Consider the following 11,411-nt stretch of genomic DNA (forward strand, 5'->3'; position numbering starts at 1 on the left):
TTTAATTTCGTTGATCCATTCCCCATAAAAGTTTTTCTCTCAATGTTTTATAATATGTATTTTTTTTTTCTTGAATAAGATATATATAAAATGGTGCTTTTTGTATGTATAATTCATTTTCCTGATCTAAAGAAGTTAGTCTTGTATCCATAGATAAGGAATAAGATTTTACACGACTATGTATTTTTAAATAAACTTTTTGATGATCCGATATAATTAATGGACGTGAAAATAAATTATGTGGAGATATAGGTGTCAAAACAAAATTTTTATTTTCAGGACTAATAATAGGCCCTCCACAACTTAAAGAATAACCAGTAGATCCAGTTGGAGTAGAAATAATCAAACCATCCGCCCAATAAGAAGTTAAAAATTCATTATCTATATAAGCGTCTATAGTAATCATAGAAACCATTTCTTTTCTAAGAACAACGATTTCATTTAATGCATAATTAAAAAAATTATGATGATTCGTTACAGAAGTTTTTAACGACAATAAACTTCTTGGCATTATATGAAGTTTTTTATTAAAAATTTGATCTATTTTTTTTATAAAAACATTTTTATTAAAAGTAGCTAAAAAACCTAAATTTCCTGTATTAACTCCAATTATAGGAATACCAGAATCTCTAATTAATGTAATAGCAGATAAAATAGTTCCATCTCCTCCAAAAGTAAACATTAAATTGAAATTTTTAGTTTTTAATTCTCTATAATGAGAAAAAATAGGAAAATCTAAATTTTTAAATTCTCCAAAAGAAGACAAAATATGAAAAAATGATTTTTCGATGTATATTTCTATGGAATGACTAGAAGCATAGCCTATGAACTGATTCAAATATGGGATATTTTTTTTACAATATTTTTGTCCATATATGGCTATTTTCATTTTAAAAATTTGTAGATTTGACAAAATCTAACCAAATATATATAAATTATGTTTAATGATAATTAAGTTTTTTTTTAATTAAATTATTTTACAAAAAAACATAATTGAAAAAATCTTTTTTTTCTGCAAAAGTTTTGTTATTTGGGGAATATGGAATTTTGAAAAATTCAAGTGGACTTTCTATTCCTTATAACATTTATAATGGAACTTTAAAAATTCATTCTGAATTTAACCGAGATATTTTATATTCCAATTATGAAATCAAAAAATTTTATAATTTTTTATCTATTTTAGAAAAAAAAAAAATAAATTCAATAAAATTAGATTTAAATAAATTATCTCAGGATATACAAAAGGGTATGTTTTTTTATTCAAACATACCTATAGGATATGGTTTAGGAAGTTCTGGAGCGTTAGTTGCTGCTATTTATGATAAATATAAAAAAGATAAATTAAAAGGATGTTTGAAAAACAACATTTTAATATTAAAAAAAATATTTAGTCAAATGGAATCTTTTTTTCATGGTAAAAGTTCTGGAATAGATCCTTTAATTTGTTATTTAAATAAACCTTTACTCATTCGATCCAAAACTGATATTTCTATAATCAGAATTCCAAAAAAAGATCAAGGAAAAAGAGCTGTTTTTTTATTAAATTCAGAAACTCCTAGCAAAACTAATTTTATGATTCAATTTTTTTTTAGAAAACTAAAACAAGATAAATTCAAAAAAATTTTTTTCATAGAGTTTATGAACTATAATGAAAAATGTATTAAATTTTTTTTAAAAGAAGATTTTGATAAATTTTTAAAAAATGTTAAATCTTTATCTACTTGGGTTTTAAAACATTTTCGTCCTATGATTTCTGATAAATTATTGAAAATATGGGAGAATGGATTATTTAATAATATTTATTATTTAAAATTGTGTGGTTCTGGAGGAGGGGGGTTTTTTTTAGGTTTCACTCCAAATTATGACTTATCCAGAAAAGAATTGAAAAAATATGCCATAGAAGTACTTTTTCGTTTTTAATTTATTTGTTTTTTATGCATCATAATAAAATTAGATTAAATCATTATTTATCCAACGCAGGAATTTCTTCCAGAAGAAAAGCGGATAAACTTATTCAATCTGGAGCAATAGAAGTAAATGGGAAACCTGTTTTTAAATTAGGAACCATCATTCATACAAATGACATTGTTAAATTTCATGGATCAAAAATTAAATCCAAAAATAAAATTTATATATTACTCAACAAACCTAAAGGTTTTATTACAACTACAAAAGATCAATTTAATAGAAAAACAGTCATGAATTTAATTCCTTTTTTCTCTGAATATAGAATTTTTCCTGTAGGAAGATTAGATTATTCTACTACAGGTGTTTTACTTCTAACAAATGATGGATATATAGCTGAAAAACTTACTCATCCTAAATATCATATAAAAAAAATATATCATGTATCATTAAATAAAAGAATTAGAAATGAGGATTTAGATCAAATAAAAAAAGAAAAAATTTATCTAAAAGAAGGAAAAGTAAAAATTCTTTTTGTAAAAAATAAAAGAAAAGCTAAAAATCAAATAGAAATTGGATTATATATGGGATGGAATCAAATTATTAAACGAATATTTAGAAAATTAAATTATAAAGTTATTCGATTAGATAGAATTAATTTTGGGGGAATTTCTAAAAAAAATCTTAAAATAGGAAACTGGTGTTTTTTAAATAAAAAAGAAATAGAAAATATTATTACTAAATCATAATTTTTTTCATGAAAAAAATAACCATTATTAATGGTCCTAATTTAAATCTTTTAGGAACCAGAGAACCTGAATTGTACGGAAATGAAAATTTTTTAGTTTATCTTAAAAAATTAAAAAAAAAGCTATCTTATGATATAGAAATAATTTATTATCAAAGTAATAGTGAAGGAAAAATTATAGATATTTTACACTCTGTAGGAGTTAAATCAGATGGAATAATTATAAATGCAGGTGCTTATACTCATACTTCTATAGGAATTGCTGATGCTATAAAATCTATTTCTTCTCCTGTTATAGAAGTTCATATCTCCAATATTTATTCCAGAGAATCTTTTAGAAAAAAATCATATCTTTCTCCTGTTTGTAACGGAACAATTTTTGGTTTTGGATTAAAATCTTATGAATTAGGAATAATGAGTTTTTGTTTATAAAAATTTTTGTTTTAAATACATAAGTAGTTTTTATGATTAAAATCGAATTTAGAAAGCCATTTTTCTAATATTTTTATAAATATTTTTGGATGTTCCATCATAGGAACATGTCCACATTTATCTATCCAATGTAATTCTGAATGTGGTAACAGTCTATGAAATTCTTTTGCAACTTCCGGAGGGGTAACATGATCTTGTTTGCCCCAAATTAAACATATAGGTTGATGAATTACAGATAAATCTTTGGACATATTGTTTTTCATAGAACTTTTGGCAATATATAATGTTTTAATTCCTTTTTTTTTATCGTTTACAATATGAAAAACTTCATCTACTAATTTTTTTGTAGCTATATCAGGATTATAGAATACTTCTTGTGATTTTTTCCTGATATATTCATAATTTTCTCTTTTAGGAAAAGCATCTCCAAAAGCTTTTTCGAATAAACCAGAACTTCCTGTTAAAACTAAAGAGTGAACTAAATCTATCTTTTTTTTTGCTATAATTAAAGCAATGTGTCCTCCAATAGAATTTCCTATTAAAGTCGCTTTTTTAATCCCTATTTCTATTAAAAATTGGGTTATATATTTAGATATATTAAAAATATTAGTTAAAAACAATGGCATATTATAAAAAGGTAATGAGGGAATAATAACTTGATATCCCTTTTTTGGAAAAAAATCAAAAATAGCTTTAAAGTTACTTAACCCTCCCATTAATCCATGAAGTAAAATTAAAGGATGACCTTTTCCTTTTTTTATGTGAGGAAATTTTTTTTTTTTATTTTCAATAATATGAAACATAATATCATGATTATTTTATTTTTGATCTGTTTTAAAATTTATTTTATATTGTCTTTGAACAATAAAATAAGCTTCTTTAGCTGCCATTTCTTCTGATTTTTTTTTCGAAGAACCTGTTCCTTGAGTTTGAATTCCACATTCTGATATTGTAAATTCAGATAAATAAATAATTTTTCTTTGATTTTGATCTTCTCTAAAAGTTTTGAAATTTATAAAAAATTTATTTTTTTGAGACCATTCTAGAATCCATACTTTATAACTGAATATTTCATTTTGCAACTTTTCAATATTTACATGAGGATGTAATATTTTTTTGTATACAAAATTTTCACATTTTTGATATCCTCCATCTAAAAAAATAAAACCTATTAAAGCTTCAAGTGTATTTCCAAGTATATTTTCAGATATCATAGATTTATCAAAAAAAATATCTGAAATAGTTAATTTTCTAGAAATTTTATTTAGATTTCTTCTACATACGATTTTAGATCGTATCTGAGTTAGCTCTCCTTCTTTTTTTTCAGGAAATTTTTCACACAAAAAATATGATATTATAGAATTTAATATAGCATCTCCTAAAAATTCTAATCTTTGAAAATTAAGAGAATAATTTTGATTGAAATTTCTTTTTTTTGTATAAAAACTATATATAAAAACTTCTTTTAAAAATTTTGTATTTTTTGGACAAAATCCTAATATTTTTATTAAAATTCCAACTAAAACAGAAGAGTCATTTTTTTCAAAAAAAATTCTATTTTCAGATAACATTTATTTTCTTAAATAAAATACAAACATTATGTCCTCCAAAACCAAAAGTATTACATATACTAATTTTTACTTCCTTTTTTATTGCTTTATTTGGTGTTAAATTAATTTTTGGATCGATATTTTTATCTATATGAAATAAATTAATGGTTGGAGGAATAATTCCTTTTTTTAAAGGAAGAATAGAAGCAACAGCTTCTATTGCTCCAGCTGCACCTAATAAATGTCCTGTCATAGATTTTGTAGAATTAATATTAATATTATATATATTTTCATGAAATACTTTTTGTATTGCTTTTATTTCTGCAAGATCTCCTAATTTAGTAGATGTTCCATGAGAATTAATATGATCAACTTCTTTACATCTAACTCCTGCATCTTTAATAGCGGATTTCATAGCTAAAATAATTCCTATTCCTTCTGGATGAGGAGCTGTCATATGATAAGCATCTCCAGACATGCCTACTCCTCCTATTTCTGCATATATATTGGCTCCTCTTTTTTTAGCATGAAGATATTCTTCAAGAACAAGACATCCAGCTCCTTCTCCTAATACAAATCCATCTCTATTTTCGTCAAAAGGACGTGATGCAGTTTGATAATCTACATTTCTTGTAGATAATGCATGTAAAGCATTAAATCCTCCTATTCCACTTTGTGTGATAGCAGCTTCAGATCCTCCAGTAACGATGATGTCGGCTTTTCCCAAACATATTAAATGATAAGCATCTACAATTGCATTAGAAGATGATGCACAAGAAGATACCGTAGCATAATTTGGGCCATGAAATCCATGATTTATAGAAATCAAACCAGCAGTAATATCTATAAGCATTTTTGGAATGAAGAATGGGCTAAATTTAGGATATTTTCCTCCATGTACATAATCGGAAATAGACTCTTCTAAATTTAATAGTCCTCCAATTCCAGATCCCCAAATCACTCCTATTCTTTCTCTCTTTTCTTTTGAAAAATTTATTTTACTATTTTTAATTGCTTCTTCAGAAGCAACAATTCCATATTGTGCACAAGGATCTAATTTTCGTATTTCTTTTTTATTAAAAAAAATACTTGAATCATAATTTTTTAACTCACAAGCAAATTTAGTTTTATATTTTTTAGTATCGAAATAAGTAATAGGAGCACAACCATTTTTTCCATGAACAAGAGAATTCCAATATTCCTCCACAGTATTTCCTATAGGGGTAATAGTCCCAATACCAGTTACTACTACCTTTTTTTTAATTAGTTTCTCCATAATAATATCTATCTATTATTCATACGTAACATAAAAATAATATCTATATAATAATATCTAATTCAGTTTTTATTTTGAATTTTTTTTCTCCATCAAAAGATTTTCTATAGCCTGCACGGCTTCACCTACTGTTGTTATTTTTTCAGCTTTTTCATCTGAAATACTAATATTAAATTCTTTCTCAAACTCCATAATGAGTTCTACTATATCTAGGGAATCTGCTCCTAAATCATTAGTAAAACTCGCATTAGGAGTTATCTCGCTTTCTTCTACACTTAATTTTTCTACAATAAGAGCATTGACTTTAGATGCAATATCAGACATAGATTCATAATTTTTTTATGATACAAAATTAGTAAACTTTTGTAAATCATACATAAATTTGCTTTATACACATACAATAAATAGTACACAATATATGATCTCTTTTTCTATAAAAAAATATGGAATTTTAAATTCTTCATTCAATTGGCAACTGACGCCATATGCGCTACAAAAAATTATTATTCGAAAAAAAATGGGAATAGAAACGAATTCAGGAGTTTTAACTATAAATACAGGTTCTTTCACTGGAAGATCACCAGAAGATCGATTTATTGTAAAAGATAAGATTACAGAACAAAAAATTTGGTGGGATGAAAAAAATAATCAATCTTTTGATTCAGGAAAATTTGATTGTTTATATCAAAAAGTAACCCGATATTTATCGGGAAAAACGATATATGTTCGAGATGGATATCTTTGTTCTGACAAACGTTATCAATTAAATGTTCGTTCGATTAGTGAATATCCATGGTCTGATTTATTTATTCATAATTTATTTTTAAGATTTCAAAAACTGGAAAAAATTTTACCAGATTGGTTATTATTCTGTGCTCCAGGATTTAAAGCAAATCCCATAGAAGATGGAACACGAAATAAAAATTTTTCTATCTTAAATTTTTCTAAAAAAATAATTCTAATTGGAGGATCCGGATATACAGGAGAAATTAAAAAATCTATATTTTCTGTTCTAAATTTTATACTTCCTAATAAAAATGTTTTTCCTATGCATTGTGCCGCAAATGTAGGAATAAAAAAAAAAGATACGGCTATTTTTTTTGGATTATCCGGAACAGGAAAAACTACAATTTCTAATGATATCAATAGAAATTTAGTTGGAGATGATGAACATGGATGGACCTATGATAATATAGTCTTCAACTTTGAAGGAGGATGTTATGCTAAAATATTGGGAATTTCTAGAAAAAATGAGCCAATGATTTATCATGCTATAAAAAAAGGAGCCATGTTGGAAAATGTTTCTTTCAAAAAAAAAACTAGAGAAGTAGATTTTTTAAATGATACTATAACTCAAAATATAAGAATAAGCTATCCCATTTATTTCATAAAAAATATTGAAAAAAAACTATTGTCTTCTAATATAAAAAACATTTTTTTCCTAACATATGATGCTTTTGGAGTTCTTCCGCCTATAGCTAAACTGAATAAAGCACAATCTTACTATTATTTTTTATTAGGATATACATCTAAAGTAGCAGGTACTGAATTGAATATTCAAAACCCAAAATCAACTTTTTCTTTTTGTTTTGGAGCTCCATTTATGCCTTTGCATCCCGTTCAATATACAAAAATGTTTATGAAAAAATTAGAAAATACTGAAATAAATGTCTGGATGGTAAATACAGGATCGATATCAGGAGAAGATTTCTATAGAGAAAGAATTAAACTAGATGATACACGTAGAATAATACAAAATGTTTTAAACGGTTTTTTATTAAAAGTTCCTTATGAGAAATATCCTATTTTTAATTTCAAAATTCCAAAGCATTGTCCAGGAGTATCTTCTAATATTTTGAATCCAAAAAATTCATGGAAAAATGAAAAAATATATAAAAATCAGGTCAAAATACTTGCAAAAAAATTTATTCAACATTTTGATAAATATAGAAAATATATAGACAAAAATATTTTATATGGAGAACCTATTTTGGAATAATATATTTTTATTATCTATTATTTATTTTTCCAAGTATTGCTGAATTGATCGTTTAATATATTTTCCTAAAATATCAAATTCTAAATTTACAATATCACCAATTTTCAATTGGTGGAAATTGGTGGTTTCATAAGTATAAGGAAGAATAGAAACGTTAAAAATATATTGATTTTTACATGTTATTATAGTAAGGCTTACTCCATTAATAGCAATAGAACCTTTTTTTACAATTTTATCATTTAATTTTTTTTTAGACTTAAAAAAAAACAACCAACTTCCATTTCTATTTTCAATCTTAATAATTATAGCAATTGTATCTACATGTCCTTGGACTATATGTCCATCTAATCTTTCATGTAATTTTATTCCTCTTTCTAAATTAACTTCATCTTGAATTTTTAAAAAATTTAAATTAGTACATAATAAAGTTTCTTCAGAAGCTATGACTGAATAAGTTTTTTTATTAATGTTTATGATACTTAAACATATTCCATTATGACAAATACTTTGATTGACTTGAATTTCATTATTTTTTGAAAATGGATTATTAAAAGTTATTCGAAGATTGTTTTTCTCATAAATTAATCGATGTACTTTTGTAGTACATTCTATGATTCCAGTAAACATGCTAATTTTTATAATTTTTATCAAATTAATTAAATAAATAATATTTTATTCTATGAATTATAGAAAAAAAAAAATTAAAGTTGGATTTACTACGGGTGATATTAATGGAATAGGAATTGAAATTTTCCTGAAAGTTTGTTGTAAGAAAAAAATTTTAGATTTTTTTACTCCAATATTATTTGGATCACCAAAACTATGTTTTTTTTATAAAAAAATTTTAAATATGGAAATTAATAACATAAGAGAGATTAAAAATTTCAAAGAAGTTGTTGATTATAAAATAAATGTATTCAATATATGGAAAGAAGATATTAAATTTGAATCTATAAAAATCAATCATCCAGAATCAGGAAAATATCCATTTTCATCTTTAAAAACAGCTGTAAAAGCTTTAAAAGAAGGAAAAATAGATGTACTTGTAACAGCTCCTGTTAATAAAAAATCTATGAATTTCAAAAATTTTTCATTTTTTGGACATACTGAATATCTAAAAAACGTTCTAGAGGGAGAACCTTTAATGTTTATGATTCACGATATTTTAAAAATAGCTTTAGTAACTAATCATTTACCCTTAAAAAGGGTGAGTTCAGAGTTGTCTATAAAAAAAATAATAAAATCAATTAAAATTTTACATCAATCTCTTATCATTGATTTTTCTATAGAAAAACCTAAAATTGCGGTTTTAGGATGTAATCCTCATTCAGGTGATAATGGATTAATAGGAAATGAAGAAAAATCAAAAATTAAACCGGCAATTGATAATTTTTTTCAAAAAAAAGGGTGGTTAATTTTTGGTCCTTATCCTTCAGATAGTTTTTTTGGAAATCAAAAATATATAAATTTTGATGGTGTTTTAGCAATGTACCATGATCAAGGATTAATCCCTTTTAAAACCTTAACTTTTAATCAAGGGGTAAATTTTACAGCTGGCCTTTCTCACATACGAACATCTCCTGATCATGGAGTAGCTTATGATATAGCTAAAAAAGGAATAGCCAATGAAAATTCCTTTGAAGAAGCGATTTTTAATGCTATAAAAATATTTAAAAATAGAAAAGAATATATGAAACTCAATTCATCAAAATTATCATAAAATTACAATAATCATATTTTTTTTTACTTGTAAAATTCCACTTTCTATTTTAATTTCTTTTTTTATATTTTTTAATTCTAATTTTAAACTTCCATTCATTAATATGGAAATAAATGGAGCATGATTTTTCAATATTTGAAAATATCCCTGTATTCCAGGAGCTGTAATAGAAATTATATCTCCTTGGTATAAAATTTTATGAAAATTAAGAATTTTTATTCTCATAATAAATTTATTTATGTCGATAACATTTTTTTTCCACTTTCTATAACTTGTTCAATGGTTCCTTTTAAATTAAAAGCCGATTCTGGAATATCATCTAATTCTCCATTTATTATCATATTAAATCCTTTTATAGTATCTTCAATTTTTACAAATTCTCCTTCTATTCCCGTGAATTGTTTTGCTACATGAAACGGTTGAGATAAAAAACGTTGAATACGTCTCGCTCTAGAAACTATTAGTTGGTCTTCTTCACTTAATTCTTCTATTCCAAGAATGGCTATAATATCTTGTAAAGAATTATATTTTTGTAAAATTTCTTTTACTCTTTGTGCACAATTATAATGATTTTCATTTATTATATCTGGAGATAAAATACATGAAGTGGAATCTAAAGGATCTACTGCAGGATAAATTCCTAAAGAAGCGATTTTTCTGGAAAGAACTGTAGTTGCATCTAAGTGTGAAAATGTGATAGCAGGAGCAGGATCGGTTAAATCATCTGCAGGAACATAAACGGCTTGTACTGAAGTAATAGAACCCGTATTTGTAGAAGTAATTCTTTCTTGCATGGCTCCCATTTCAGAAGATAAAGTAGGTTGATATCCTACTGATGAAGGAATTCTTCCTAATAACGCTGAAACTTCTGATCCAGCTTGAGTAAAACGGAATATATTATCTATAAAAAATAAAACATCTTGTCCTTTTTTTTCTTCTGCATATTGATCTCTATAATATTCAGCCAATGTTAATCCGGATAAAGCAACTCTTGCTCTAGCTCCAGGAGATTCATTCATTTGACCAAAAACAAAGACAGCTTTAGATTCCTTCAAAGTTTTTTTATCTACTTTAGAAGTATCCCAATATCCTTTTTTCATAGATTCCATAAAAGATTCACCGTATTTTATAATTCCCGATTCCAGCATTTCTCTTAGTAAATCGTTTCCTTCCCTAGATCTTTCTCCAACTCCTGCAAAAACAGATTTTCCTCCATGATTTTTTGCAACATTGTTGATTAATTCTTGTATCAATACAGTTTTTCCAACTCCTGCTCCACCAAATAATCCAATTTTCCCCCCTTTAGGATAAGGTTCTATTAAATCTATTACTTTAATTCCTGTATACAAAATCTCTGTATTAGTAGATAAATTCACAAACAAAGGAGATTCGTTGTGAATTGGTTTAGTTTTAGATCTATCTATATCTCCTAATCCGTCTATGCAATCTCCTAAAACATTAAAAATTCTACCATTAATAGATTCTCCTATAGGAATACAAATTGGTTTATCTAAAGCATAAACTTCTTGACCTCTTTTTAATCCATCCGTTACTTCCATGGATATACAACGAACATGACGGTCTCCTATATGTTGTTGTACTTCTAATACAACTTTATTTTTGTCATAGGAATGTACTTCTAAAGCATCATAAATCTTAGGAAGATAAGATCCTTCTTTAAAAAAAACATCGATGACTGGTCCTATAATTTTAGTAATAACCCCCCTAAATTTTTTTTTATGCATTATGAAATTCCTTTTTTTTAAATATTGGTACGATTA

13 protein-coding genes are annotated in these 11,411 nt (G+C 25.3%); 5 read left to right on the top strand and 8 right to left on the bottom strand.

The features are described 5' to 3' along the window. Position 1 precedes the first annotated feature (1 nt). Positions 2-889 carry an NAD kinase gene (locus STAT_RS02735; protein ID WP_119305719.1) on the bottom strand — a complete coding sequence of 296 codons (888 nt, stop codon included), beginning with the start codon at positions 887-889 and terminating at the stop codon, positions 2-4. A gap of 104 nt (positions 890-993) precedes the next feature. On the opposite strand from STAT_RS02735, the gene STAT_RS02740 reads away from it, so the two are divergent. From STAT_RS02740 to aroQ, 3 genes are read left to right on the top strand one after another with little or no spacing between them, the layout of a single operon-like run. Continuing rightward, on the top strand, positions 994-1,920 hold the full coding sequence (locus STAT_RS02740) for a GHMP family kinase ATP-binding protein (RefSeq protein ID WP_119305720.1): 927 nt from the start codon (positions 994-996) through the stop codon (positions 1,918-1,920). Positions 1,921-1,934: 14 nt separating this feature from the next. Continuing rightward, positions 1,935-2,654 (top strand): pseudouridine synthase, encoded by a 720-nt coding sequence (locus STAT_RS02745; RefSeq protein ID WP_119305722.1) that lies wholly within the window; start codon positions 1,935-1,937, stop codon positions 2,652-2,654. An 8-nt stretch (positions 2,655-2,662) separates the two neighbouring features. Beyond that, positions 2,663-3,085 carry a type II 3-dehydroquinate dehydratase gene (aroQ, locus tag STAT_RS02750; RefSeq protein WP_119305724.1) on the top strand — a complete coding sequence of 141 codons (423 nt, stop codon included), beginning with the start codon at positions 2,663-2,665 and terminating at the stop codon, positions 3,083-3,085. A gap of 11 nt (positions 3,086-3,096) precedes the next feature. On the opposite strand, the gene STAT_RS02755 is transcribed toward aroQ, so the two are convergent. The 4 genes from STAT_RS02755 to STAT_RS02770 all read right to left on the bottom strand — a co-directional run bounded on the left by STAT_RS02755 (position 3,097) and on the right by STAT_RS02770 (position 6,235). Beyond that, on the bottom strand, positions 3,097-3,888 hold the full coding sequence (locus STAT_RS02755) for an alpha/beta fold hydrolase (protein ID WP_119305726.1): 792 nt from the start codon (positions 3,886-3,888) through the stop codon (positions 3,097-3,099). 15 nt (positions 3,889-3,903) lie between these two features. Continuing rightward, the gene (locus STAT_RS02760; protein ID WP_119305728.1) at positions 3,904-4,656 is read right to left on the bottom strand and encodes a ribonuclease III family protein; all 753 of its coding nucleotides are present in this window, start codon (positions 4,654-4,656) and stop codon (positions 3,904-3,906) included. Further along, positions 4,646-5,911, bottom strand: coding sequence for a beta-ketoacyl-ACP synthase II (gene fabF, locus STAT_RS02765; RefSeq protein WP_172548539.1), 1,266 nt, complete (start codon positions 5,909-5,911; stop codon positions 4,646-4,648). The genes STAT_RS02760 and fabF overlap by 11 nt, the downstream gene beginning before the upstream one ends. Positions 5,912-5,980: 69 nt before the next feature. Next, entirely contained in the window at positions 5,981-6,235 is a 255-nt protein-coding gene (locus STAT_RS02770; protein ID WP_119305732.1) for an acyl carrier protein, read from the bottom strand. A gap of 94 nt (positions 6,236-6,329) precedes the next feature. Here STAT_RS02770 and STAT_RS02775 point away from each other — a divergent pair, with 94 nt between their 5' ends. Beyond that, the gene (locus STAT_RS02775; RefSeq protein ID WP_119305733.1) at positions 6,330-7,910 is read left to right on the top strand and encodes a phosphoenolpyruvate carboxykinase (ATP); all 1,581 of its coding nucleotides are present in this window, start codon (positions 6,330-6,332) and stop codon (positions 7,908-7,910) included. Positions 7,911-7,931: 21 nt separating this feature from the next. On the opposite strand, the gene STAT_RS02780 is transcribed toward STAT_RS02775, so the two are convergent. Continuing rightward, positions 7,932-8,537, bottom strand: a complete 606-nt coding sequence (locus STAT_RS02780; RefSeq protein WP_119305735.1) for a riboflavin synthase — start codon at positions 8,535-8,537, stop codon at positions 7,932-7,934. Positions 8,538-8,589: 52 nt separating this feature from the next. Here STAT_RS02780 and pdxA point away from each other — a divergent pair, with 52 nt between their 5' ends. Further along, entirely contained in the window at positions 8,590-9,630 is a 1,041-nt protein-coding gene (pdxA, locus tag STAT_RS02785; RefSeq protein WP_119305737.1) for a 4-hydroxythreonine-4-phosphate dehydrogenase PdxA, read from the top strand. Here pdxA and STAT_RS02790 read toward each other — a convergent pair. After that, a complete protein-coding gene (locus tag STAT_RS02790; protein WP_119305739.1) occupies positions 9,625-9,855 on the bottom strand; it encodes a F0F1 ATP synthase subunit delta/epsilon in 231 nt (76 codons plus the stop codon). The two genes, pdxA and STAT_RS02790, sit on opposite strands and share 6 nt — an antisense overlap. Before the next feature lie 11 nt (positions 9,856-9,866). Beyond that, a complete protein-coding gene (gene atpD / locus STAT_RS02795) occupies positions 9,867-11,375 on the bottom strand; it encodes a F0F1 ATP synthase subunit beta (protein ID WP_119305741.1) in 1,509 nt (502 codons plus the stop codon). Positions 11,376-11,411 lie beyond the last annotated feature (36 nt).

Origin of the sequence: Blattabacterium cuenoti STAT (assembly GCF_003573915.1) — a bacterium.
Taxonomy (GTDB): domain Bacteria; phylum Bacteroidota; class Bacteroidia; order Flavobacteriales; family Blattabacteriaceae; genus Blattabacterium; species Blattabacterium cuenoti_A.